This is a genomic window from Pseudomonas sp. WC2401 (genome assembly GCF_041200115.1).
GTDB classification, from domain to species: domain Bacteria; phylum Pseudomonadota; class Gammaproteobacteria; order Pseudomonadales; family Pseudomonadaceae; genus Aquipseudomonas; species Aquipseudomonas fragi.
Window position 1 is genome coordinate 4,152,716 of record NZ_CP165623.1, and the last position, 24,986, is coordinate 4,177,701.

Here is a 24,986-nt window from a genome sequence, read left to right on the forward strand (position 1 = left end):
ACCACTTGCGCTTTCGATCTCTCGTTAGCGGGAGGCGAATTCTACAGCGTTACACGCTGCTGTCAACACCTCATTTCCTGCTTCGATGACTTGAAGCTGGTACCGCCGAAAACCATCCAACTCATTGAAACTCAAGGAGTTTTCCGTTTCGACTGCGCCGGAAGTGGGGCGAATTATAGACAGTTGCACAGGGGAGTCAAGCATTAATCAAAACTATCGTTCAAGAAGCTCCTATAGAGAGAAAAGCCACATGCAGTGCGCACTATATTGCACATGCGCCATTACTTAAGCATGATAGCGGCCTTTAGCCCCCCCTACTCCCAGGCACACTTCTTAATGACAAAGCACCCCCATAGCCTCGTAGCGTCGCTATTCCCTGTTGGTTTGCTGCTGATTGCAATGGCCTCGATCCAATCTGGCGCATCGCTGGCGAAAAGCATGTTCCCGATCATTGGGGCCCAGGGCACTACCAGCCTGCGCCTGACATTCGCCAGTATCATCATGCTGCTGATTCTGCGCCCCTGGCGTGCCAAGCTCACCGCCAAGTCCTTGAAGACCGTCATCGTTTACGGGATTGCCCTGGGGGGAATGAATTTCCTCTTCTATATGTCACTGCGCAGTGTTCCTTTGGGTATCGCTGTGGCCCTGGAATTTACCGGGCCTCTGGCCGTAGCGATTTACACCTCGCGCCGCCCCATCGACTTTATCTGGATAGGCCTGGCCATCACCGGCCTGATGCTGCTCATCCCCACCGGTGAGAGTACTGACGGTATCGACCCGGTCGGCGCGGGTTACGCACTCAGTGCCGGGGTCTGCTGGGCGCTGTACATTCTCTACGGGCAACGGGCCGGAGCCGATAACGGCGTTCAGACAGCTGCTTTGGGCGTGATAATTGCAGCTTTATTCTTCGCACCTATCGGTATCTATCACGCAGGGGCCGCATTGCTGACCCCGGGCCTGATCCCGATAGCCATTGGCGTAGCCTTATTGTCTACGGCATTGCCCTACACGCTGGAGATGATTGCGCTGACACGGATGCCCACCCGCACATTCGGCACCCTTATGAGCATAGAGCCAGCCTTCGGGGCCCTGTCGGGGTTGTTGTTCTTGAATGAGATCCTGTCATTCACACAATGGATGGCAATCTCTTGCATCATCATGGCTTCGATCGGTGCGACCCTGACCATGCGCAACCACTCAACACCTGTTGTAGCAGACAAAAAGCCTGTTAATGGACACAGTTCTGGTAATTGACTCTCATTTAGGGGATGTTTGTCGCTTGTGAATCACTAGGGCTGATTCTGGATAAGGATGTCCACAGGTGCCAAGGATAGATGGCCATCGATTTCCGCATCCCGTACATCCGACGCAAACGCTTAAGGACAGGAATGAAACGAATTTTGGTAGCTTTAGCCGTTCTGGCAGTAACCGGCTGCGCTGCAACCTCGGAAACCGCCGTCAAACATGGCAAAAGAGGTTTACATATCAATTGCTCTGGATTGTCCTCATCGTGGAACAAGTGCTTCGCCGAAGCTGACAAGGCCTGTGGCACCAAAGGCTACCGGGTCATTGCCAAATCCGGTGATGCTGCCGAAGAGCCAGGGGATTACCCGTTCGGCTTGAACCCGGCCGGCTACACCAGTCGCAGCATGATCGTCATCTGCAAGTAGTAGCCGGACCGAAGGCCATGCAGTTTGCGTCTGCAACTGCATGGCTAGTGGCTCAACCGTTCGAAAGCGGCGCCGTGCGCGCCAGCAACCACTCCAGAGCCGCCCCGGCAAGCAGCGGGCTCAAGCGCTCACGAACCTGCTGGTGATAAGCATCAAACCACGCCAGTTCCTCGCGGGTCAGCAATGAAGGCTCCAGGCAGCGACTGTCAATCGGGCACAGGGTCAAGGTTTCAAACTTGAGGAACGTCCCGAACTCCGAAGACCCCGCTTCGCGGTTCAACACCAGGTTCTCGATTCGCACCCCCCAGCGACCCGGACGATAGGTCCCCGGTTCAATCGACGTAATCATCCCCGGCTGCATTGCCGTATGCGGTGCCGCTGCAGCCTGATAGGCAATTACCTGGGGGCCTTCGTGTACATTCAGAAAGTAGCCGACGCCATGCCCGGTGCCGTGCCCGTAATCGACGTTCTCGGCCCAGATCGGTGCCCGGGCAATCGAGTCCAGCAGCGGTGACAGGATCCCTTGGGGGAATTGAGCCCTGGAGAGTGCAATGACCCCCTTCAATACACGGGTGCAGTCGCGCTTCTGTTCCTGGGTGGGCGTCCCGACCGGCACCATTCGCGTGATATCGGTCGTGCCGCCCAGGTACTGCCCGCCGGAGTCGATCAGCAGCAGGCCGTCGCCCTCTATCAGCGCATGTTCCTGTTCGGTTGCATGGTAGTGAGGCATTGCGCCATTGGCATTGAAAGCGGCAATGGTATTAAAGCTCAGGGACACAAACCCCGGACGACGGGCACGCGCCGCAGTCAGTTGCTCATCGATGGTCAACTCCGTAATTCGTTCGCGCCCCAAGGCTGTTTCCAGCCATGCGAAGAACTCACACAACGCAGCGCCATCCTGCTCCATCGCCTGACGGATATGCACCGCGTCTTCCAGGCTCTTTTGCGACTTGGCCAGGGTGGTCGGGTTCAGGCCTTCAACCAGCTTCACATCGGCCTGCAGATGGCCGAGCAGCCCGCAGGTCACACGGGCTGGGTCCACCAGCAAACGGGTGGTAGCCGGCAAGGATGCCAGCGCAGCACTGATCTGGGCGTAGTCACGCAGCTCAACACCGTCACCGGCCAGGGTCTCGCGCAATGCCGGGCTGACTTTGCCCAGGTCAAGGAACAGGGTCGCCCGCGCATCTTCGATCAGGGCAAACGAAACGAATACCGGATTGAAGGAAACATCCGAGCCACGCAGGTTAAACAACCAGGCGATGTCATCCAGGGTCGCAATAAAGTGAGCGTCAGCGTTGCGCTGCTTGAGTGTTTCGCGCAACTGCGCCAGCTTGCTCACCCGGCTGACGGTCGCTTGCGGTGGCAAGTGTTCATAGACCGGCTGCACCGGCAATGCCGGGCGATCAAGCCATACCTCGCCCAGCAGATCGATATCGGTACGCAACACAGCACCGCGGTCCTTGAGCTTGCTTTCAAGGGTGCGGGCCGAGGCCAGTGCGAGTACCGCGCCATCCACGCAAACGGTTGCACCTTCGGGCGCCTGTTCGGCCAGCCACTCCAGAGGGCCGGGCTGGCCAGGCAACAGCTTGACCAGCTCAATGGTGCTACCACTGAGCTCTTTGGCAGCCTGCTCCCAGTAACGGCTGTCAGCCCATACGCCGGCAAAGGTTGGCGTCACGATCAAGGTGCCTACAGAGCCGTAAAACCCCGACAGCCATTGACGGCCCTGCCAGTAAGCAGGCAAGTACTCGGAAAGATGGGGGTCGGCCGAGGGCACCAGCAGGGCATGAATGCCGCGCTGGCTCATCAACGCCCGGGTGCGGGCCAAACGCTCCACAACCGATCCCGAATGCAACGACTGAGTACTCATCTTGTCTCCTGCTGATCACTGATAATTATTATGTGTTGCCAAGGATGATGGCTCAGCTACAAGGGCTGGGCAACCGCCCAGAACGGCGCGGGTGCCGCCAGGGAAGCCTTGATGGCCTTTACCGCCACATCTATATCCTGCTCACGGGTGAAACGGCCAAGGCTCAGGCGAATGGTACGCCCGGCCTTGTGCGCATCGTGCCCCAGCGCCAGCAGCACATGGGACGGTGCATTGCTGGCCGAGTTGCACGCCGAGGTTGCCGAATATGCTAGCTCGGCACTCAGGGCTGCACTGTTAAACGACCCTTCGCTGAAGGTCAGGCTCAAGGTGTGGGGAATTCGCTGGGTCGGACAACCATTGCAGAGCAGCCCCGGCACATCGGCCAATTGCTCCAGCAAACGCTGGCGCAAGCCGCCAATATGCGCCAGCTCCTGGGCAAACGACTCACTGGCCAATGCAAAAGCTGCGCCCATACCGGCAATTTGATGTGTCGCCAGCGTGCCTGACCGCAAACCGGACTCATGCCCGCCCCCGTGAATCTGCGCCTGCAGGCGATCCTGCGCCCGCGGCCCCACATACAAGGCACCGATCCCCTTGGGCCCATAGATCTTGTGCCCCGAGAACGACATCAGGTCTACCGCCCATTCAGCCAGGTCAATGGCCACCTTGCCTGCACCTTGCGCGGCATCAACATGGAACAATGCACCATGCTCGCGCACCCGACGGCCGATGCCCGGGATATCATTGACCGTACCCAGCTCGTTGTTGACCAGCATCAACGACACCAGCAGTGTATCGGCACGCAGTGCGGCGCTGACCTGATCAGCGCTGACAAGGCCGTTGGCATCGGGTGCCAGGTACGTCACCTCAAAGCCCGAATCCTGTAAAAAGCGCGCCGTATCCAGTACGGCCTTGTGCTCGATCTGGCTGGTAATGATATGCCCACGGGACTGGCCACTGGCCTGGGCAACACCTTTGAGGGCCAGGTTGTTGGACTCGGTTGCGCCCGAGGTCCAGATAATCTGCTCGGGTTGCGCATTGATCAGTTGCGCGACCTGCTGGCGCGCCAGCTCTACTGCAAGCCGGGCCTGCTGGCCAAAAACATGGGAGCCCGAGGCCGGGTTGCCAAAGTTGCCGTCAAAACCCAGGCACTCGACCATCACCTGAATGACACGAGCGTCCACAGGTGTGGTGGCCGCGTAATCGAAATAAAGAGGTCGCTTGTTCATTGTCAAAACCCACTGAGCGCATTCCGGAATCAGGCAGTGCCTGCTTCGAGGATAGTAAGCCACTTGAAATGCGGCCGTTAGAAATACCCGATTGAGCCAGGTGAAAAAAGATGCATTTAAAAGAAAGGCCGTAGGATAAATCCCAAATTCGGCCCTCCTGCCATGCAGGGTCTTATAAAGCGCTAAAAACCGGTGTCGACGCAAGTCCGATATGCAATATCGATATATAAATATGGAATTAGGTTAGTTTACGGAATAACAAAATGACTTTATAAAGCTGCCTCCGGCTTTCCTTTTGTGGGCAGAGCCCCTGTTAAAAGGAGCTGTCAATGCAGCTTTTAACATTACCTGCCACCCCGGCACTGGCCACGTCCATACGCGCCACCGCCCAGGTCTTTGAAGATCCGGCGTCCAGGGCCCTGTTGGCGCACCTGCAACAAATCGCCCCCAGTGATGCCAGCGTGCTGATCATTGGCGAGACCGGCACCGGCAAGGAACTGGTCGCCCGCCATATCCACCAGCTCAGCCACCGGCATCAGAAGCCATTTGTGGCCGTCAACTGCGGCGCGTTTGCGGAGTCACTGGTTGAAGCCGAACTGTTTGGCCATGAAAAAGGCGCGTTTACCGGCGCACTGGCCGCCAAGGCCGGCTGGTTTGAAGAGGCGGATGGCGGCACGCTGTTTCTGGATGAAATCGGCGACTTGCCGTTGACCATCCAGGTCAAGCTGCTGCGTGTGCTGCAAGAGCAGGAAGTGGTGCGCCTGGGTTCGCGCAAGAGCACGCCGATCAACGTGCGCGTCCTGGCTGCCACCAATGTCAACCTGGAGCAGGCCATCGATGCAGGGCACTTTCGCGAAGACCTGTACTACCGCCTGAATGTCGTCAGCCTGGGCTTGTTGCCGTTGCGTGAGCGCCCTGGTGATATCCTGCCACTGGCCCGGCACTTTCTTAAAGTCTACCGCCAACGCTTGCCCCACGGGCCAACCGCTCTGAGCGAATGCGCCGAGCAAGTGCTCGTCCACCACCCCTGGCAGGGCAATATTCGCGAACTGGAAAACGTCGTACACCACAGTCTGCTGCTGTGCCGCAATCAGTCCATCACCGTGCAGGACCTGCGCTTGCCGCAACCGCGCAACAGGCGCCAGGACTTCGCGGCGCCGCAGCCGGGCACACACAGTACCCGTGAATTGTTGCAGCGGGCCTTTCGCAAGTTGTTTGAAGAGGAGCCGGGCGCCTTGCATGAAACGGTTGAAGACGCCCTGTTGCGTGCGGCCTATGAGTTCTGCCATCACAATCAGGTCCACACCGCCAAGCTGCTGGGCTTGAGCCGCAATGTCACCCGCACCCGCCTGATCAAGTTGGGCGCACTCTCGGTCAACACCCGGCGCACGGAGGCGGACGCCCTCGCCTATTGACCCGCGCAACAATGCCTGGCCACAGCAGCAACTGGTTGACCCGGGGTTAAACACAACGTCGGGCCATCGCCGAGCAAAAGGCCTGTCGCCGCTGTTCGTGCTTATGGGTAAGATGACGTCCTTCCCGCGCGCCTGCGCTGTACGTCCTGCCGAACTAAGCCGATCCCATGCCTTTTGAACTCAGCGTAGATTTGACCACCCTCGCCATTCTGGCGGCCGTTGCTTTTGTTGCCGGATTTATCGACGCCATTGCCGGCGGCGGTGGCCTGCTCACCACCCCTGCCCTGCTCACCGCGGGCCTGCCACCCCACCTGGTGCTGGGCACCAACAAACTCAGCTCGACCTTCGGCGCGGCCACGGCGAGCCTCACGTTCTACCGCCGCAAACTGTTCCACCCCCGCGAGTGGAAGCTGGCCATTTTCGGCACCCTGGCAGGTGCGCTGATCGGCGCAACCGCCGCTCACTACATGCCTGCAGAATGGCTTAACAAAATGTTGCCGGTGATTGTTTTCGGTTGCGGGCTCTACCTGCTGTTTGGCGGCACGCCCAAAACCCCCATCGACAACGATGCGCCGATCAAGAAGAAATGGCAGTTACCCCAAGGTCTGGGCCTGGGCTTTTATGATGGCGTGGCCGGGCCGGGCACCGGTGCATTCTGGACCGTCAGCAGCATGCTGATGTATCCCATCGACCTGGTAAAGGCCAGCGGCGTGGCCCGCAGCATGAACTTCGTCAGCAACATTGCAGCGCTGTCGGTGTTTATCTTTTCCGGACATGTGGACTGGGTGATCGGCCTGACCATGGGCTTTGCGGTCATGGTCGGGGCTTTCTTTGGCGCCCGCAGCGCGATCAGCGGCGGGGCCAAGTTTATTCGCCCGGTGTTTATTACCGTGGTCCTGGGCCTGACCGTGCGCCTAGCCTGGCAGCACTGGTTCGGCATGGCCTAAACGCCTGGCCACATACAGGTCGATGAGATAGCGCGCAATCGAGCGCGACGCCGGCAACGGCGGTAATTGATGCACATTGAACCACTGCGCATCTTCTATCTCGTCGGCCTGGGGCACGATCTCGCCCCCGGCATATTCGGCGTGAAAGCCCAGCATCATCGAATGCGGGAACGGCCAGCACTGGCTGCCCACATACTGGATGTTCTTGACCTCTACCTGCACTTCTTCACGCACTTCGCGGATCAGGCAATCCTCGGCAGATTCGCCTGGCTCGGCGAAGCCCGCCAGGGTGCTGTATACCCCTGGCACAAAACGCGGCGAACGGGCCAGCAGCACTTCATCACCGCGGGTAATCAACACGATCATGCTCGGCGAAATGCGCGGGTAGCTGCGCAAGTCGCAGGTGGCACAGTACATCGCCCGCTCCCCGGGCACCTGCGTCATGGCCTGCCCGCAACTGCCGCAAAACCGGTGTTCACGGGCCCAGGTGCCGATTTGCGCGGCATAGCCCAGCACTTTATACAGGGTGTGATCGTCGCCCAGCATAAAGGCCCGCAAGCCCTGCCAATGGCAGCCTTCTACCTGCGCCGCAGCCTTGAGTTCCAGCAAGTAAACCGGCTCGCCGTCGAGGTGGCCGATGCCATGCTCGGCCAGCACCGGCAAGCCTTGGCGTTTTAGCCATTCGCGGGGGAACAGCGGGCCATTGGCATCGATCAAAAACCCGTCGGGGCCGCGCGCCACGGCCCAGCCACCAGTCAGGTCTGCATCCAGTACTGCCGTGATCCAACGCGGTGTCATCAGGTGTTCCTTGTTCAGGTTACAAAGCCATCAATCCAGAAATTCAGGTTTCTGTTTGGTCATGTGCGCCGTCATCGCCAGCCGCAAGTCACTGGATTGAAGCATCGCCGCATTCCAGGTCGCAACATATTCCAGGCCATCATCCACGCGGTGATCACGCATGTAACCGATCATCTGCTTGGTACCTGCAATGGCAATGGGCGATTTGCTGGCGATTTCATGGGCAATCGCCATGACGCCATCGAGCAGCGCCTGATTATCACTGTAGACCCGGTTTACCAGGCCGATGGCACGGGCTTCATCCGCCGCGACCATGCGCCCGGTATAGGCCAGCTCACGGAGCATGCCATCACCGATAATACGCGGCAGGCGTTGCAGCGTACCCACGTCGGCGGCCATGCCCATGTCTATTTCCTTGATCGAGAATTGCGCATCCTCGGCGGCATAGCGCATGTCGCAGGCAGCAATCAGGTCAATCGCCCCGCCAATGCAATAACCCTGGATCGCCGCCAGGACCGGCTTGCGGCACTGGTCTACGGCATTGAACGAAGCCTGCATCTGCAGGATCTTGCGCCGCAGCATGCGGGCATTGCGCCCCACATCCTTGCCCAGCTCGTTGGCCACCGAAGCCAGCAACATCAGGTCGATGCCGGCCGAGAAGTGCTTGCCCGCCCCACTGAGGACCACCACCCGCACCGCGTCGTTTTCATCAATCCACTGGAATATCTCGATGATTTCTGTCCAGAACGCAGCATTCATCGCGTTGACCTTCTCAGGTCGATTGATTTGTACATGGGCAATATTGCCGTTCAACTCAACCTGAAAAGCCTGGTAGTCGGACATAACCTGAATCCTTTGTAGGGCACCGTCGCCGGTCGATAGGCGGCGGACTATAACAAGCCTTGCAGGGCCCAGGCAGGCCGCGATAACGCCAAAATACGGACAAAATGACCTGCCTGCCCCGCCATCAGCGTGGCAGGATCAATTGCTCAATCGCCTGGGCAACGCCATCTTCGACATTGCTGCCAGTCACATGCATGGCCTGCTCGCGAATGTGCGCATCGGCCTGGCCCATGGCAATCGACAACCCGGCACGATGAAACATGGCCGGGTCATTGCCGCCATCACCGATCGCCACCGTACGCGCAAGCGGCACACCCAAGTGCTCGGCCAGCGTGGCAAGGGCATCGCCCTTGTTGGCCTTGAGTGCAGTGATATCCAGGTATCGGGCCTGCGAACGGCTGGCCGAAGCCTCGCCGCTCAACAACAGTTGCAACTGCTGCTCAAGCGCTACGAGCAATGGCGCATTGCTCGTGGTGGCCACAATCTTGTCCACCCGATGCAGATAAGGCTCAAAGCTATCGACCACCAGCGGCGCATAACCCAGGCCCTGCTGTTCATGGGCAACCATCGGCCCCAGCGGGTCGCGCAACAGCCACTCATCGTCAGCGAACACCCAGACTTCAACGTCGTGCCCGGCCAAAAAAGCCAGTGTCTTGAGGACGGCCTGGTACGGCACATAATGGGACTGCAGCACGCTGCCATCCGCGTTGACCAGCACCCCGCCATTGAACCCGGCAGTCGGCAGTTCAACACCCAACTGCTTTATATAGTCACGCATGGCCCGGGGCGGGCGACCGGTAGCCAGGGTGAAGTGAATGCCTGCTGCCTGCAGTGCCTTGACTGCCGCCAGGTTGCGCGGGCTGATGCTGTGGTCGGGCAATAGCAAGGTGCCATCCATGTCACACAGCACCAGTTCAATGGGGTCTTGCTTCACGTCACTCATCCTATGTCGAGCCAGACGCGACCATCGCGCGCCAGCAAATCCTTGGCCGCCTGCGGGCCATCTTCCCCGGCTTTGTAGGGCTGTACGTCTGAATGTTCGCGCCAGGCATCCAGAAAAGGCTGCACGCCACGCCAGCCGTTTTCAATGTTGTCAGCACGCTGGAACAAGGTCTGATCGCCGGTCAGGCAGTCATAAATCAACGTTTCGTAGCCTGTAGATGGCTGCATCTCGAAGAAGTCCTTGTACGCAAACCCCAGCTCGATATTGGCCATCTTCAGCCCCGGGCCCGGGCGCTTGGCCTGCAGGTCGAACCACATGCCTTCGTTGGGCTGGATCTGGATGCGCAAATAGTTGGGCTGCAAGCGTTCAACTTCAGTGTCGCGAAACTGCGCATAAGGCGCAGGCTTGAAGCAGATTGCGATTTCGGTGTCCCGTGCACTCATGCGCTTGCCGGTGCGCAGGTAAAACGGCACGCCAACCCAACGCCAGTTGTCGATCATCACCTTGAGCGCGACAAAGGTTTCGGTATTGCTGTCGGACGCCACATTGTTCTCTTCGCGATAACCCACGACCGGCTTGCCACCGGACTCACCCTGGGTGTACTGCCCGCGTACCGAGTTTTTCAGCGCATCGTCCCTGGACCAGGGGCGGATTGCGCCGATCACCTTGGCCTTTTCACCGCGCACCGCATCGGCGCCAAAAGCCGCGGGCGGCTCCATCGCCACCATCGCCAGCAGCTGGAACAGATGGTTGGGCAACATGTCGCGCAAGGCCCCGGTATGTTCGTAAAAACTGCCACGGGTCTCGACCCCGACGGTTTCAGCCGCGGTGATCTGCACATGGTCAATGTAGTGATTGTTCCAGAAAGCTTCGAAAAGCCCGTTGGAGAAACGGCTGACCAAAATGTTCTGGACTGTTTCCTTGCCCAGGTAATGGTCAATCCGGTAGATCTGCTTCTCGCTCATGACGCTCAGCAGGCATTCATTCAATGCTTGTGCCGTCTGTACGTCGGAGCCAAAAGGTTTTTCAATAACTACCCGGCGAAAGCCTTCCGGGGTTTCCTTGAGCAACCCGCTGGCGCCCAGGCGCTGCACCACTTCGCTGAAAAAGCGCGGTGCAGTGGCCAGGTAGAACACCGCATTGGCGGTACCGCTGGCAAAGATCTTCTGTTCCAGCGCCGCATAGGTGCTGTCATCGAGAAAATCGCCCTGCACATAGCTGATGTTCTTCGCCAGCGAGGCCCATAGTTGGGCATTCAAGCCCTGGCCCTCAGGATGATCCACCTTGCTGGAGGCTTCAGTGCGAATGAAGTCCTCCAGTTTTTTGGCAAAACCCTCATCACTGATCGCATTGTGGTCCACGCCCACAATGCGCAGGCCACCGTCCAGCAAACCATCACGACTCAAGTTGTACAGCGCCGGCATCAGCAGGCGCTTGACCAGATCACCGTGGGCACCAAACAGAAACAGAGTGGTGGGCGGCGCAGGCTTGGCATCAGGTTTACTGGACAGATCGGTCATTTTTTAGGCGTCTCCACATGGCCGCCGAAACCAAAGCGCATGGCCGACAACAATTTGTCGCCATAGAGGCTTTGCTGGCGTGAACTGTAGCGGGCAAACAGGGCTTGCGACAGCACCGGTACCGGGGTCGACTGCTCCATGGCGGCTTCGATGGTCCAGCGGCCTTCACCGCTGTCTGCCACGGCGCCCGAGTAGCCATTGAGCGGCTCATCGGTGGCCAGGGCATCGGCGGTCAAATCCAGCAACCAGGACGACACCACGCTGCCACGACGCCAGACTTCAGCGATATCACCCAGGTTCAGGTCAAAGCGCTGCTCTTCAGGCAGGTTTTCACCGCCTTTCATCTTCATCAGGTTGAAGCCTTCGGCATAAGCCTGCATCAAACCGTATTCAATACCGTTGTGCACCATTTTGACGAAATGGCCTGCACCTGCCGGGCCTGCGTGGATGTAACCACGTTCGGCACGGTCATCGTCAGATACACGGTCCTTGGTGCGCGGGATATCGCCCATGCCCGGCGCCAGCGCTGCAAACAGCGGGTCCAGGTGCTTCACGACAGCGCTGTCTCCGCCGATCATCATGCAATAACCACGCTCCAGGCCCCATACGCCGCCCGAAGTGCCGACGTCAACGTACTGGATGCCTTTTTCGGCCAACGACTGCGAACGACGAATGTCATCCTTGTAGAAGGTGTTGCCGCCATCAATGATGATGTCATCGGCGTCCAGCAGTTCGCTCAAGGTCTCGATGGTATCTTCGGTCGGCGCACCGGAAGGCAGCATCACCCACACAGCGCGGGGTTTGGCCAGGCCGGCGACCAGCGCTGGCAAATCGGCAACGGCGGTGGCGCCTTCCTGTTCCAGAGCGCTGACAAAGTCGGTATTGCGGTCAAAAACCACGGTTGTATGCCCATTGAGCATCAGACGCCGCGCGATATTCCCGCCCATACGGCCCAATCCAATAATTCCCAACTGCATGTACTGTTGCTCCCAACGACAAATAAATAGGTGTACAGCACCTTGGTGCAGCATTGCCCAAGGTGCCCGATCAGGATCAGCCCTGACACATGTTGCATAGTTTCGCACAAGCTGCAGTGCAGATTCCCGATTCAATACACTCAACAGACGGACGAAGCAGTAAAGACTGCAAAAAACATCAACATTCTGTGCCTGGCAAGGCTGTCTCACCCCCACCAGGCCGGTGATGGGTGACAAAGTTTTCACATCCCCTTGGCGATACTTAAACACTTTGTGACTGCTCATTCTTGAGGCAGTCCTCATGTGGTGTGCCTGGCTACACGGCACGGGCCATTCAAGTAGTTATCAGCTGGAGCGCTGTATGGGGATGTTTAAACGCAGTAACACATCTGCGAAGGGATTCGATTGGGCAGGCCTCGGCTGGCTGTTCCTGTTCTTTTGGTATTTTTCCGGCATCACCCAACTGCTGATCCAGCTGACAGGCACCTCAGGGTTTTCAGGCTTTCGCCAAGCCTTTGTGATGAGCGCCATCTGGCTGGCCCCGATGCTGATGTTCCCCAAGCAGACCCGCGTAATGGCCGCGGTCATTGGCGTCGTGCTGTGGGCCTGCTCGATGGCCAGCCTGGGCTACTTCTTTATCTATCAGCAGGAGTTCTCGCAAAGCGTCATCTTCATCATGTTCGAATCGAACATCTCTGAAGCCGGCGAATACATGACCCAGTACTTTGCCTGGTGGATGGTGCTGGCCTTCCTGGCGCATACCGCTTTTGCTGTGTTCCTGTGGACCCGCCTGCGCCCGGTGTATTTGCCCCGCGTGCAAGCCTGGGCCGCAGCCGTGGCCATCCTCGTCGCGGTTATCGGCTACCCGCTGATCAAACAGTCAATCAAGCACGACAACCTGGCGACAGCCCTGGAAAGCTTTGAAAGCCGCGTAGAACCTGCAGTGCCGTGGCAAATGGTGGTTGCCTATCGCCGCTACCTGGAGCAACTGGATAACATGCAAGGCATGCTAGCCAGCGTCAGCAAGATCCCGCCGCTGACCAACCTCAAGGACAACGAGGCCGGCAAGCCGACTACCCTGGTGCTGGTCATCGGCGAGTCCACCAACCGCCAGCGTATGAGCCTCTATGGCTATCAGCGTGAAACCACACCCAACCTCGACAAATTGCGCGACCAACTGGCCATTTTCGACAACGTAGTGACGCCGCGCCCCTACACCATCGAAGCGCTGCAACAAGTGCTGACCTTTGCCGACGAAGAAAACCCCGACCTGTACCTCAGCACCCCGTCCCTGGTCAGCGTCATGAAGCAAGCCGGTTACAAGACCTTCTGGGTCACCAACCAGCAGACCATGACCAAGCGCAACACCATGCTCACCACCTTCTCCGAGCAGGCTGATGAACAGGTCTACCTCAATAACAACCGCAACCAGAACGCCCGTCAGTACGACGGTGACGTGATCGAGCCGTTCAACAAGATCCTGGCTGACAGTGCCCCGCGCAAACTGATCGTCATTCACCTGCTCGGCACCCACATGAGCTACCAGTATCGCTACCCGCCGACTTTCGACAAATTCGTCGACCGCACCGGTGTGCCTGCCGGCCTGAACGATGCTCAAGTACCGACCTACAACAGTTACGACAATGCCGTGTTGTACAACGACTTTGTGGTATCGAGCCTGATCAAGGACTTCGCCAAAACCGACCCTAATGGCTTTTTGCTGTACCTGTCCGACCACGGTGAAGACGTGTTTGACTCGGTCGGCCACGCAACGCTGGGCCGCAACGAGGCCAAGCCGACCGCACCGATGTACACCATTCCATTCATGGCCTGGGCTTCACCCAAATGGCGTGAAAGCCACGCGTGGAATTTCGCTGGCGACCTCGCTCGCCCTTATAGCAGCTCGCAGTTTATCCACACCTGGACCGACCTGGCGGGCCTGAGTGCCGACGAGCTGGACGACAAGAAAAGCCTGGTCAGCGACCAGTTTGTCGCTCGCCCGCAACTGATTGGCGACCCGTACTCGCGCCCGCAAAAAGCCTTGATCGACTTCAGCCTGATCAAGCCCAAACACCCCATCCCTGCAAATGTGGTCCAGCAATAACCTGGCTGTGGGGCGCCCGGCGCGCCCCACACATGCCCGACACATAATTACAAATAATTCTCGTTTAGCCTAACTCCGCGCCTTGTCATTCGTTTGAAGCACTGGACAACTTCATAACAACGACAAGGAGTCGGCAGCGATGTTCGCGCCCATCACCCGTTCCATGACCCTCACCCTCGGCCTGATCAGCAGCGCCGCAAGCCCGCAATTACTCGCCGATACCGAGCCCTCGGAAAAAACGACCCGCTCACTGGAGCTGGGCAGCACCAGCGTCACCGCCCAGGGCCTGGGTGCCACGACAGAAAACACCGGTTCCTACACCACCGGCTCGACCAGCACCGCGACCAAACTCAACTTGAGCATTCGCGAAACCCCGCAATCGATCTCGGTGGTCACCCGCCAGGAGATGGACGACTTCGACCTCAACACCCTGACCGAAGCCATGCGCCATACCACCGGCATTGTGGTGCAACACAACGACTCGGACCGGGTCAGCTATTCGTCCCGTGGCTACACCATCAATAACTTCCAGATTGACGGCATGCTCAACACCTTCAGCTTTATGAAGACCGATGCCGATACCATCATCTACGACCGCATTGAAGTGGTACGCGGCGCCACCGGCCTGACTACCGGCGCGGGCGACCCGTCGGGCACCATCAACATGATCCGCAAGCGCCCCACCCACCAGTTGCAGGCCAAGGCTGGCGCCTCGGGCGGCAGCTACGACAACTATTACAGCTATGTCGATGTGGGCGGCCCGCTTGCCTTCGACGGCCGCCTGCGCGGGCGTACCGTGCTGGCCTATCGCGACAGCCAATCGTTTCGCGATATCTATGCCCTCAAGCGCGAAGTGGCTTACGGCATTCTGGAAGCCGACCTGACCGACAGCACCGTCCTGGCAGTGGGTTATGACTATCAGGACAAACAGGTTAAGGGGTCGTCCTGGGGCACTACGCCCTACTGGACCGGATCGGGCGATAAAGCCAACTTTGGTCGCTCAACCAACCTGGCCACGTCCTGGAGTTCATGGCCGATGAAAGACAAGACCGCCTTCGCCACCCTGGACCAGCAACTGGCCCATGACTGGCATCTGAAAGCGGCCTATACCCATCGCACCAGCGATGCCGAGGGCAAGGTGTATTACGCTGGCGGCGGTTTCCCCAACCCCGATGGCACGGGGATGTCGGCCTATGCCAGCCATTTTATCGGCGAAGAGCAAATGACCGCCGTCGACGTCAATATCTCGGGCACTTACCCCCTGTTCGGGCGTGATCACGAATTGATGGTGGGTTACGGCCAGGCCAAGAACGACAACACCTCGCCGCTGATGGTTGATCTCAACGCCGATGATTACTACAAAATTCCCGATTGGCGAGACATGAGTTCGATCCCCAAGTATCAGGACCTCAATACCGGCATTGAAGGAAGTCATGACGTCATCAAGCAGAAGTCCGGTTACCTGGCCACGCGCTTTAACCTGACCGATCAATGGCATGCCGTACTGGGCACCCGGTATGGCAGTTGGCAGAGCACCAACACCGCCACGGCGTTCGTTGAAAACAACCCGGGAGCGCTCGGCAGGACCAAAGTTTCCCAGACCCAAAATGACATCATTACGCCCTATGCCGGCGTGCTCTATGACTTCACCGACGAGTTGACGGTCTACGCCAGCTACACCGATATCTTCAAGCCAACCACCAACAAGGATGCCAGCAACTCCTACCTTGAGCCGGTGGTGGGCAGTAACTATGAACTGGGCCTGAAGGGCAGTTTCCTGCAGGAGCGCCTCAACCTGTCGACGGCAGTATTCTGGAGCAAGCAGGACAACGTGCCGGAAATCGACGATTCCGTGCCTCGCGGACCCAAGGGCGAGGAATATTACAAATCCGGTGGCAAGGGCAACAAAATCAACGGTTTCGAAGTCGAGCTGGGCGGTGAGGTGATGCGTGACTGGAACATGGTCGCAGGCTACACCTACACCCATTCGCGCAACGCCGCGGGCCAGCGCATGAATACTGCTGCGCCATTGAACCTGCTCAAGGTTTCAAGCACCTACCGCCTGCCAGGAGACTGGAATGCCATGACCGTGGGTGCGGCAGTCAATTGGCAAAGCGATATCTATCGTGCTGCCAATCGCCCTACCGGCGAGAAAAATGACAAGGGCAACCCGATCACCTTCAAGGAAGACATAACCCAGAAGTCCTACACCCTGGTCGACCTGATGGCCCGCTACAAGTTTGACGAGCACGTTTCGGCGTCCCTGAACGTCAAAAACCTGTTCGATGAGAAGTACTACGAAAACGTAGGGTTTTATAACGGCGTGTTCTGGGGTGACCCGCGGACGGTGAGTGTTGGCCTGGAGTGGACACTGTAGGCAGGAGGCGCGCAAACCTTGTAGCCGTTGACGAGCAACGCGAGGCTACGTCCGCTTGCGCAGCCGTTGTAAATCCGCAATCCATGATGTTTTTGAAACACCACGGTTGAATGGTTTTACGACTGCTTCGCAGCCGGACGTAGCCTCGCGTTGCTCGTCAACTGCTACAGGTTTTTCTGCAGTTACAAATATTTGTTCCAGAACAACATGCGCCCGTGCGCCGGGTCGAGCTGGCCATCGCTGAAGCCGAACTTGCGGTAAGAGCCTTGTGCCACCGGGTTGCCTTCGAGCACCTCCAGGGTGATCTTGCAGCAGCCTCGTTCCCGGGCAATGTCCTCCACCTTGAGCAGCATCTTCTGGCTAAGGCCCAGACCGCGAAAGGTATCGACCACTGACACATCATGCACATTGACCAGCGGCTTGCCGGCAAAGGTCGAAAACCCTTCGAAGCAATTGACCAGCCCCGCCGCCTCACCATTGACGAACGCCAGCACACTGAAGGCATGGGACCGTTTGGCAAGTTCTGCGGGCAACTGCTCCAGCACGTCCGGCGCCAGCGCTTCGCCACCCCCCATAGGGTCTTGGGCGTAGTGGTTCAAGACGGCTCTGAGCGCTTGAGCATGAACCGGGTTTGTATAGTCTGCTTGCACTACCACGACATCCGACATTACGCGCATTCCTCGACGAATCTGGTCATTAGTATCTGTTGATCACAGCCTCAGACCTTAGCGCGGGCCCGGTCAGGCCCACAAGTACCGGCTTCACGGACCAGCAGAAGCGTCCAGCAGCGGCATCAGGCTGGCGAGTTGGTTCACAAAGCTGTCGGCATCGGTGTAAATCAGTACATGGCGAAATTGGGCATTGTCCTTGCGATATTCGGCTTCATCCGAAGCCCCTGCACCCACCATGCCCTGGCTGACCAGCAGCACGTCATACTCATTGCTGGGGGCGGCCTTCAGGCTGACCAGCGCTTCGCCATGATACAAAGGCGCGATCCGGTAATAACCCAGAATATTCAGCGCCCTTTCGATTTTCAGGGCCTGGTTGGGGTCTGCATCGGCAATCAGTATTCGTAGCGATTTTGTTGGCATCCTGACCTCATCATCCCTGTGATTGATTCGCTTGCGCATAACGTTCAAGTTCGTCCGCCAACTGCTCCATACTGCTGTGAAGTGCATCGACTGCGACAGTGAGTCCCTGTGGTTCGCCGGCCTGGCAAACCGCTTCCAGTTGTTCGCAACACTCAATCAGCTTCCTGGCTCGAACGAGCCTGCCGCCCCCCTTGATGCCGTGGGCCAACGCCGCCATGCCGGCATAATCATCCTTGACAAAAAGCTCGATCAGAGCGGCAAGGTCCTGACGGTTTCGGGTCGCCAGTTCCGAAAGCAGCCCCTGAATCATCGACTCATCCCCCTGACTCAACTGCTTGAGGTAAGTCAGGTCAATCTCATCGTCTCTGCCAGATTCGTCGCCATTGATGCCTTTCAGGCTTTGCACCTGGCCTGTGGCCAGGCAAGCACTCAAGTCCTTGAGGCTGATGGGCTTGAACAGGCACCGGTCCATGCCCGCCTCCAGGCAACGCTCAACTTCACCTGGCTGTGCGTTGGCGGTAAAACCAAAAATCTGGCAAGCCGCCCGCGCCAGTTGCGCCTCTTCGGCGCGTATTGCCTGGGCCAACTGATAGCCGTTCATCAGCGGCATTGAGCAGTCGGTAATCACCACATCGAAATACCCCAGCCGCCATGCCTTGAGGCCCAGCACACCATTTTCGGCGTCCGTGACGCGGTGCCCCAGGTAACTCAATTGCTGGGCCAGCAACATTCTGTTGGCCGGGTAATCATCCACCACCAAAATGTTCAACGACCGACCAATGCCCGGTTCTGGTTCATGGCCATCAACTGCGTGCTCTTCATGCTCAAGCACAGGCACTACCATCACGATGTCAATCTGCGTACCGAGCCCCTCCACACTGTTGAGGTGCAACTGCCCGCCCATCATTTCGCAGAGTTCGCGGCAGATCACCAGCCCCAGGCCTGACCCCTGGCGGGCCGACTGGGTGTTGTTGCTGGCCTGCACAAAAGGGCTGAACAAGCGGCTCTGATCCTGCACAGAGATGCCCACGCCAGTGTCCGCCACACGCAAGCACACCGAAAGATGCTGCGCATCGTGGGCGGGCTGCACCGTCAAGGTCAGCCTGACCTCGCCCTTGTTGGTGAACTTGATGGCATTGCTCAACAGGTTGGAGACAATTTGCTTGAAGCGTATCGGGTCAATCAGCACATCCACATCAGCCGCCGGGCTCGACTCACACACCAGACTCAGTTGTTTCTGCCGCGCCAGGCCATCAAACATGCGTGTCACGGCCTCAACCAGTGACTTGATATTCGAACGCTTGGGGTTCAATGACAGATGGCCGGACTCAATGCGCGCTATATCCAGAATATCGCCAATCAAATCGAGCAACTCGCGCGCTGAAACCGACGCCACCTCAATGGCGAAACGATCAATGATGCCTTGATCGGCTTTTTTCATGGCCAATTCAAGCATGCCGATCACCGCATTCATGGGTGTGCGGATTTCATGGCTCATGGTCGCCAGAAAAGTGGTCTTTGCCCGATTTGCCTCATCGGCCCTCTGCTTGGCGGCATTCAACTCGTTGACCAATTGCTGGCGCCGCGCGATGACCCGCTGCAGGTAGGTAATCCAGGCAATCGCCACCAGCAACAAGGCAGCGGCAATGGTAAAGCCCTGGATGATTTCAGCCCGATTGCGCAGCCAGAAACTCTCGACAGGTGAGGTGTCAGTCCGCCAACGGCTGCTCAGCTCGCTCATGTCTCCAGGTGTCAGGCTGAGCAATGCCTTGCTCAATATGGCGCTCAAGTGCGGGTTGTCGTCAGCCGTAGCAAAGCCGATCTGTTCAGGTTGTGTGCCCACCGTGCTGGTGATTTTCAACTGCTTGGCAAAGCGTCGCGAAACCAGAAAGCGCGCGCTGGCCAGTGTACTAATCGCGGCATCGGCCTTGCCTTTGGCCACCATCTCAAGGGCTGCTGGCGCGTTGTCAGCGTCCACCACCGTAACATTCCGGTGATTCTGCACAATAAACTCGCGCAACGCATTGCCACGCACCAATGCCACCCGCAGGCCCGCCATGTCATCCAGGGTTTGCGGGCCGTCAGGGCCAATGGGGGTGGTCAGTACAAAAGGAGTAATCAGATAAGGCCGAGTGAACGTCAGCTTGTTCTCCAGAGCGGTACTGCGCGTAATGCCACCCAGCATATCGGCCTTGCCTGACTTGACCAGCGCCACCACCTCCAGCACGGTATGCGCACGCACCGCTTCGAACTCGATGCCTGTGCGTACACTGAGGGTGGCCAACAGATCGGCAACCAGGCCCTTGAACTCACCCTGCTCATCAACAAACGACAGCGGCATAAACTGATCATTGATCGCCACTTTTATCCGCGGATGCTCAATCATCCAGCGCAGCTCACCGGCCGTGGGTTTAAAGTGCCAGGGATTGTTGATTTGCGGCCCATCGGCGCTCCAGCGCTGTAAAATGGTCATGCGGACACTGGCGGGTATCGCTACCAGGGCCGCATTGACCATGCGCAGCAAGCCGGGGTTGTCGCGGCGCAGGGCAAATGAAAACGGGTTGTCTTCCAGACGCGAAAAGTCGGCCAGCTGCACATTGTTCAAGTAGTTTTTATGAATCAGGTAGCTGGCGCTGATGAAATCCCCAAGATAAATGTCGGCCTGGCCAAATGCCACGGCACCGATAGCGGTCAGGGTTGAGGGGTACAACTGCAAGGTAGCCTTCGGATAGAAATCCTTGACCTTTTGTGGCGGCAGATAGTGATCAAGCATGGCAACCCGCAACCCCGCCAGATCAACTGGCGGACGCTGCCGGTTGCTGCTGCGCGTCACCAGCGCAGGCGAGTCGTCGGCATAGGCAAGGCTCAACACCAGCTCGGGATACTGCGCCTCAAAACCATTGGAGCTGCTCAGCAAGTCCAGCTCGCCGAGCTTGAGTGCCTCTATCGCCTGCGGCCTCGATGGGTAGCGCTTGACCTCAATATCGACATGCAGCAACTGCGACAGCAATTGCGCATAGTCGGCGGTCAGACCTTCGAAATCCTGCCCGTTTACCGTCAGATCAAACGGGCCGTAGTCAGGTGCAGAGATTCCCAGGCGCAAGGGCCCATGTTGCTTGAGCCATTGCCTGTCAGACGGCTCAAGTACCACGCTGTAGGCTTCGACACTGGAGCGCCCCATCAGGTGCAACGTTTGCACCTGTGGTTCAGCCGCCGCAACAGCCAGACCCTGGGCCAGCAACAGCCCGATGAGCCCCATACATGGAAGGGTTTTCAATTAAATCAAATCATTGCGTTTGGCAAAATCTGCCAGGTAAACCACCGACTTGATATTCAACTTTTCGATCAGTCGCGCCTTATAAGTACTGATGGTCTTACTGCTCAAAATCATGTCTTCGGCAATTTTTTTATTACTCAAACCACGAGCAAGCTGTTGCAAGATGTACAACTCGCGCGCAGACAAATGCTGAATCAATTCTATGTCACTCATACTTGCATCACTGCTACGCACCGAACTGGCGGCCAAGTAAGGAAAGAATGTGTAACCATCCATGATTATTTTTACCGCCCGCAACAATTCGGTGAGGTCCTGGCTCTTGGTAATAAACCCGGCCGCCCCGGCCTTCATGCAGCGCTGTGAGTAAAACAGCGGCGACTGGGACGTCAGTACCAGGATGCGGGTTTCAATCCCCGATGCCCTGATTCTATTGATCACCTCAAGGCCATCCAGGCCGGGCATGGTGATATCCAGGATGATCAGGTCAACTTCATGCTTGCGCGCCAACTGAACCGTATCAGTACCGTTGGCAGCTTCAGCCACGACTTCATACCCATTACTTTCCATGAGTACTTTCATCGCTGAGCGAATAAGTGAATGATCGTCGGCAATCAACACTTTCATACCCTTAGTCCTCTGACAGCAAGCCGAGCGTCGGCGTATATCAGGCGCAAATACATCGTTTTGAATAGGTCCAACGGCTGGTGAACCATTAACAACAACCTAATGAACAGTACCGAAAGTATAGGATAAATCCCGCAATCAGCACCCGAAGATCCCACACTATTAGAGTGCAACATATTGATACCCGTTGAAAGTCGAGCCGCGAATGATCGCCAATCGGGTTCGACTCACGAGAAGGGATTAAGCGATCTTTCTTGTAGGAATATCCTTAAAATTTTTTATGGAAAACGCCAAACCACTGCAGTCTTTTCTTCTGCCAGCCTGTGACCCCACCACAGGGTTCACACCGACATCAAAAAAACTGCAGCCTTGGCCATCAACTGTCCGTGCACAACCGTTATTGCCAGCCGAACCTGCGAATGTAGAAGCCTTTGACTGCCTGGGTCAGCAGCATGTACGCCAGCAAAATCATCGGCAGGAACAAAAAGTACAGCGGCGGCAGCGCCTGCAGCTTGAAGTAGCCCGCCAACGGCCCCATCGGCAGGAAGATGCCCACCGCCATGATCACCCCCGTCATGACCATCAGCGGCATTGCCGCGCGGCTTTGCAGGAACGGGATTTTCGGCGTGCGGATCATGTGCACGATCAGCGTTTGCGTGAGCAGCCCGACCACAAACCAGCCTGACTGGAACAGGGTCTGGTGCTCGGGGGTATTGGCCTTGAACACATACCACATCAAGCCAAAGGTCAGGATGTCAAAAAGCGAACTGATCGGGCCAAAAAACAGCATAAAACGGCCTACGTCCGCTGGCTGCCAGCGCTGTGGTTTTTTCAGCATTTCCTCATCGACGTTATCGAACGGAATGGCGATTTGGGACACGTCGTACAGCAAGTTCTGAACCAGCAGGTGCATCGGCAACATCGGCAAAAACGGGATGAACGCACTGGCCACCAGCACCGAGAACACATTGCCGAAGTTCGAACTGGCCGTCATTTTGATGTACTTGAGCATATTGGCGAAGGTCCTGCGCCCTTCCAGCACGCCCTCCTCCAGCACCATCAGGCTTTTCTCCAGCAGGATGATGTCAGCCGCTTCCTTGGCGATATCCACGGCACTGTCCACCGAGATGCCGATATCCGCCGTACGCAGCGCCGGGGCATCGTTGATGCCGTCGCCCATAAAACCCACGACATGGCCATTGGCCTTGAGCAAGCGCACGATACGTTCCTTGTGCGTCGGCGTCAGTCTGGCAAACACGTTGGTGGTCTCCACGGCCACCGCCAACTGGCTGTCGCTCATACGCTCAATGTCGTTGCCCATCAGCAAACCTTGCTGTTCAAGGCCCACTTCACGGCAGATCTTGGCCGTGACCAGCTCGTTGTCACCGGTCAAGACCTTGACCGCAACCCCGTGCTCCGCCAGGGCTTTAAGCGCCGGCGCAGTGCTCTCTTTGGGCGGGTCAAGGAACGCCACATAACCGATCAACGTCAGTTCCTGTTCATCACTCAGGCTGTAAGTCTCGCGCCCCTCGGTCATGGACCGCGCAGCCACGGCCACCACGCGCAAGCCCTCTTCGTTGAAGGCAGCGGTAACCTGGCGAATACGCGCCAGCAGTTCGTCACCAAGGGCTTCTTCCTGCTCGCCATGACGCACGGTCTTGCACACGGACAGCACTTCTTCCACAGCGCCCTTGCAGATCAACACATGCGGCTTGCCCTGTTCGACCACCACCACGGACATGCGCCGACGGGTGAAGTCGAACGGGATTTCATCGACCTTGCTGAAGGCCGTACCCACGTTCAATTCACGGTGGACCTCGACATGCTCCAGCACCGCCACGTCCAGCAGGTTTTTCAAACCGGTCTGGTAGTAGCTGTTGAGGTAGGCCATTTCCAGAACATCGTCAGACTCTTGTCCCCATACATCCACATGCCGGGCCAGAAAAATCTTGTCCTGGGTCAGGGTGCCGGTCTTGTCAGTGCACAGCACATCCATCGCCCCAAAGTTCTGGATGGCATCCAGACGCTTGACGATGACTTTTTTACGCGACAGAAACACCGCGCCCTTGGCCAGGGTCGACGTCACGATCATCGGCAGCATTTCCGGGGTCAAGCCCACGGCAACCGACAGCGCGAACAGCAAGGCTTCAGTCCAGTCGCCCTTGGTAAAGCCGTTGATAAACAGCACCAGCGGGGCCATCACAAACATAAAGCGGATCAGCAACCAACTGACCTTGTTGACCCCGGACTGGAATGAGGTTTCACCACGATCCGTCACCCCGACCCGTTGCGCCAGCGCGCCGAAGTAAGTGTTGTTGCCGGTGGTCAACACCACCGCCGTGGCTGCCCCTGAGACCACGTTGGTGCCCATGAACAGGATATTGTCCAGCTCCAGCGGGTTGCTGGTCTGGCTGTCAAACTGATGCGCGAATTTCTCCACCGGCATCGATTCGCCGGTCATCGCCGCTTGGCTGACAAACAGGTCCTTGGCGCTGAGCACCCGACAATCGGCCGGGATCATGTCACCGGCTGACAGCACGATCAGGTCGCCAGGCACCAACTGCTTGATCGGCAGTTCGATACGCTGCGCGCCCCTGATTTGCCGCGCTGCGCCGGAGAACTTGCCGAACATGGGCGAAGTATCGGCACTGAAGTCACGGCGCATCACCGTGGCGGTGTTGCTGACCATTTCCTTGAGCGCATCGGCGGCCTTGTTGGACTTGGCCTCCTGCCAGAAGCGCAGCAAGGTCGACAGCACCACCATGGTGCTGATCACCACGGCGGCCTGAATATCATCGGTGGCCAGGGAGACTGCTGCGAGCAAGGTCAGCAGCAGGTTGAAGGGATTCCTGTAGCAATGCCACAGATGCACCCAGGGGCTGAGCGGCTGCTCATGTTCAACCTCATTGAGCCCGTGTTGCTGGCGCAGCGCGTCGACTTCGGCTTCACTCAGGCCGTCGGTATGGGTGCCTAGATTGTCGATCAGGACCGCGCTGTCACAGTTGGCCGCCACCACCAGGGTTTGGGCCAGCGTCGGTGGCACTTCACGGCTGACCGTGGTGTTGGTCAGGCTGTCGAGCAAGGCCAGCCGCCGGAAGTGCCGGCCGATATGGCGGGTGCGCAAAAAGCCGGCGAAGAATTCTTTCAGGGAGAGTTTCATGGTGCTGCTCCTGCGCCGCCCGCGCTCACCCCATGCAGAGTACCTGCGCAGCCGGCATTGATCTGGGACCGTCGTTCATGGGTTGAATCTCGAGGGCGAGCCAAAAGGCACGCGCATGCAACGTGTTGCGACCTGCCACTG

At 57.9% G+C, this 24,986-nt stretch carries 18 protein-coding genes; 6 read left to right on the forward strand and 12 right to left on the reverse strand.

All coding sequences use genetic code 11. The features are described from left to right. The first annotated feature begins 336 nt into the window (after positions 1-336). Together rhtA and AB3G35_RS19085 are read left to right on the forward strand one after the other, a co-directional pair. Positions 337-1,254: a threonine/homoserine exporter RhtA gene (gene rhtA / locus AB3G35_RS19080; RefSeq protein WP_016782392.1), complete on the forward strand. Its 918-nt coding sequence runs from the start codon at positions 337-339 to the stop codon at positions 1,252-1,254. A gap of 134 nt (positions 1,255-1,388) precedes the next feature. After that, a complete protein-coding gene (locus tag AB3G35_RS19085) occupies positions 1,389-1,670 on the forward strand; it encodes a hypothetical protein (RefSeq protein WP_029611594.1) in 282 nt (93 codons plus the stop codon). 52 nt (positions 1,671-1,722) lie between these two features. Here AB3G35_RS19085 and AB3G35_RS19090 read toward each other — a convergent pair whose 3' ends face one another. Together AB3G35_RS19090 and AB3G35_RS19095 are read right to left on the reverse strand one after the other, a co-directional pair. Then, a complete protein-coding gene (locus AB3G35_RS19090) occupies positions 1,723-3,540 on the reverse strand; it encodes an aminopeptidase P family protein (RefSeq protein WP_016782390.1) in 1,818 nt (605 codons plus the stop codon). A gap of 56 nt (positions 3,541-3,596) precedes the next feature. Then, on the reverse strand, positions 3,597-4,769 hold the full coding sequence (locus tag AB3G35_RS19095; protein ID WP_086798051.1) for an aminotransferase class V-fold PLP-dependent enzyme: 1,173 nt from the start codon (positions 4,767-4,769) through the stop codon (positions 3,597-3,599). Positions 4,770-5,098: 329 nt separating this feature from the next. Between AB3G35_RS19095 and AB3G35_RS19100 the strand changes: the two genes are divergently transcribed. Both AB3G35_RS19100 and AB3G35_RS19105 read left to right on the forward strand, forming a co-directional pair. After that, entirely contained in the window at positions 5,099-6,184 is a 1,086-nt protein-coding gene (locus AB3G35_RS19100; protein WP_016782388.1) for a sigma-54-dependent Fis family transcriptional regulator, read from the forward strand. Between the two features lie 167 nt (positions 6,185-6,351). Then, positions 6,352-7,131, forward strand: a complete 780-nt coding sequence (locus AB3G35_RS19105; protein WP_016782387.1) for a TSUP family transporter — start codon at positions 6,352-6,354, stop codon at positions 7,129-7,131. On the opposite strand, the gene nudC is transcribed toward AB3G35_RS19105, so the two are convergent. From nudC to gnd, 5 genes are all read right to left on the reverse strand, one after another. Continuing rightward, complete coding sequence (gene nudC / locus AB3G35_RS19110) at positions 7,099-7,929, reverse strand: NAD(+) diphosphatase (RefSeq protein ID WP_203304209.1); 831 nt, start codon at positions 7,927-7,929, stop codon at positions 7,099-7,101. The two genes, AB3G35_RS19105 and nudC, sit on opposite strands and share 33 nt — an antisense overlap. A 30-nt stretch (positions 7,930-7,959) precedes the next feature. Continuing rightward, the gene (locus tag AB3G35_RS19115; protein WP_016782385.1) at positions 7,960-8,772 is read right to left on the reverse strand and encodes a crotonase/enoyl-CoA hydratase family protein; all 813 of its coding nucleotides are present in this window, start codon (positions 8,770-8,772) and stop codon (positions 7,960-7,962) included. Positions 8,773-8,896: 124 nt separating this feature from the next. Beyond that, on the reverse strand, positions 8,897-9,715 hold the full coding sequence (locus tag AB3G35_RS19120) for a Cof-type HAD-IIB family hydrolase (protein ID WP_369781937.1): 819 nt from the start codon (positions 9,713-9,715) through the stop codon (positions 8,897-8,899). Further along, positions 9,712-11,235 carry a glucose-6-phosphate dehydrogenase gene (gene zwf, locus AB3G35_RS19125; protein ID WP_134050103.1) on the reverse strand — a complete coding sequence of 508 codons (1,524 nt, stop codon included), beginning with the start codon at positions 11,233-11,235 and terminating at the stop codon, positions 9,712-9,714. The genes AB3G35_RS19120 and zwf overlap by 4 nt, the downstream gene beginning before the upstream one ends. After that, positions 11,232-12,212, reverse strand: a complete 981-nt coding sequence (gene gnd, locus AB3G35_RS19130; protein WP_016782382.1) for a phosphogluconate dehydrogenase (NAD(+)-dependent, decarboxylating) — start codon at positions 12,210-12,212, stop codon at positions 11,232-11,234. Before gnd ends, zwf begins: the two co-directional genes overlap by 4 nt. A 361-nt stretch (positions 12,213-12,573) precedes the next feature. Between gnd and AB3G35_RS19135 the strand changes: the two genes are divergently transcribed. Together AB3G35_RS19135 and AB3G35_RS19140 are read left to right on the forward strand one after the other, a co-directional pair. After that, positions 12,574-14,316: a phosphoethanolamine transferase CptA gene (locus AB3G35_RS19135; RefSeq protein WP_134050099.1), complete on the forward strand. Its 1,743-nt coding sequence runs from the start codon at positions 12,574-12,576 to the stop codon at positions 14,314-14,316. A gap of 139 nt (positions 14,317-14,455) precedes the next feature. After that, entirely contained in the window at positions 14,456-16,693 is a 2,238-nt protein-coding gene (locus AB3G35_RS19140; RefSeq protein WP_169909679.1) for a TonB-dependent siderophore receptor, read from the forward strand. Between the two features lie 182 nt (positions 16,694-16,875). Here AB3G35_RS19140 and AB3G35_RS19145 read toward each other — a convergent pair whose 3' ends face one another. From AB3G35_RS19145 to mgtA, 5 genes are all read right to left on the reverse strand, one after another. After that, positions 16,876-17,361, reverse strand: coding sequence for a GNAT family N-acetyltransferase (locus tag AB3G35_RS19145; RefSeq protein ID WP_016782380.1), 486 nt, complete (start codon positions 17,359-17,361; stop codon positions 16,876-16,878). A gap of 93 nt (positions 17,362-17,454) precedes the next feature. Continuing rightward, positions 17,455-17,784, reverse strand: coding sequence for a hypothetical protein (locus tag AB3G35_RS19150; RefSeq protein ID WP_016782379.1), 330 nt, complete (start codon positions 17,782-17,784; stop codon positions 17,455-17,457). 10 nt (positions 17,785-17,794) lie between these two features. Further along, complete coding sequence (locus AB3G35_RS19155; protein ID WP_369781938.1) at positions 17,795-21,043, reverse strand: transporter substrate-binding domain-containing protein; 3,249 nt, start codon at positions 21,041-21,043, stop codon at positions 17,795-17,797. An 18-nt stretch (positions 21,044-21,061) separates the two neighbouring features. Next, on the reverse strand, positions 21,062-21,685 hold the full coding sequence (locus AB3G35_RS19160; RefSeq protein ID WP_016782377.1) for a response regulator transcription factor: 624 nt from the start codon (positions 21,683-21,685) through the stop codon (positions 21,062-21,064). A 397-nt stretch (positions 21,686-22,082) separates the two neighbouring features. Further along, positions 22,083-24,845 (reverse strand): magnesium-translocating P-type ATPase, encoded by a 2,763-nt coding sequence (gene mgtA, locus AB3G35_RS19165; protein WP_369781940.1) that lies wholly within the window; start codon positions 24,843-24,845, stop codon positions 22,083-22,085. Positions 24,846-24,986 lie beyond the last annotated feature (141 nt).

Bases quoted from the DNA above. Each gene is read 5' to 3' on its own strand.
- rhtA (WP_016782392.1), top strand. From the start codon at position 337: ATGACAAAGCACCCCCATAGCCTCGTAGCGTCGCTATTCCCTGTTGGT.
- AB3G35_RS19085 (WP_029611594.1), top strand. From the start codon at position 1,389: ATGAAACGAATTTTGGTAGCTTTAGCCGTTCTGGCAGTAACCGGCTGC.
- AB3G35_RS19090 (WP_016782390.1), bottom strand. From the start codon at position 3,540: ATGAGTACTCAGTCGTTGCATTCGGGATCGGTTGTGGAGCGTTTGGCC.
- AB3G35_RS19095 (WP_086798051.1), bottom strand. From the start codon at position 4,769: ATGAACAAGCGACCTCTTTATTTCGATTACGCGGCCACCACACCTGTG.
- AB3G35_RS19100 (WP_016782388.1), top strand. From the start codon at position 5,099: ATGCAGCTTTTAACATTACCTGCCACCCCGGCACTGGCCACGTCCATA.
- AB3G35_RS19105 (WP_016782387.1), top strand. From the start codon at position 6,352: ATGCCTTTTGAACTCAGCGTAGATTTGACCACCCTCGCCATTCTGGCG.
- nudC (WP_203304209.1), bottom strand. From the start codon at position 7,929: ATGACACCGCGTTGGATCACGGCAGTACTGGATGCAGACCTGACTGGT.
- AB3G35_RS19115 (WP_016782385.1), bottom strand. From the start codon at position 8,772: ATGTCCGACTACCAGGCTTTTCAGGTTGAGTTGAACGGCAATATTGCC.
- AB3G35_RS19120 (WP_369781937.1), bottom strand. From the start codon at position 9,715: ATGAGTGACGTGAAGCAAGACCCCATTGAACTGGTGCTGTGTGACATG.
- zwf (WP_134050103.1), bottom strand. From the start codon at position 11,235: ATGACCGATCTGTCCAGTAAACCTGATGCCAAGCCTGCGCCGCCCACC.
- gnd (WP_016782382.1), bottom strand. From the start codon at position 12,212: ATGCAGTTGGGAATTATTGGATTGGGCCGTATGGGCGGGAATATCGCG.
- AB3G35_RS19135 (WP_134050099.1), top strand. From the start codon at position 12,574: ATGGGGATGTTTAAACGCAGTAACACATCTGCGAAGGGATTCGATTGG.
- AB3G35_RS19140 (WP_169909679.1), top strand. From the start codon at position 14,456: ATGTTCGCGCCCATCACCCGTTCCATGACCCTCACCCTCGGCCTGATC.
- AB3G35_RS19145 (WP_016782380.1), bottom strand. From the start codon at position 17,361: ATGTCGGATGTCGTGGTAGTGCAAGCAGACTATACAAACCCGGTTCAT.
- AB3G35_RS19150 (WP_016782379.1), bottom strand. From the start codon at position 17,784: ATGCCAACAAAATCGCTACGAATACTGATTGCCGATGCAGACCCCAAC.
- AB3G35_RS19155 (WP_369781938.1), bottom strand. From the start codon at position 21,043: ATGGGGCTCATCGGGCTGTTGCTGGCCCAGGGTCTGGCTGTTGCGGCG.
- AB3G35_RS19160 (WP_016782377.1), bottom strand. From the start codon at position 21,685: ATGAAAGTGTTGATTGCCGACGATCATTCACTTATTCGCTCAGCGATG.
- mgtA (WP_369781940.1), bottom strand. From the start codon at position 24,845: ATGAAACTCTCCCTGAAAGAATTCTTCGCCGGCTTTTTGCGCACCCGC.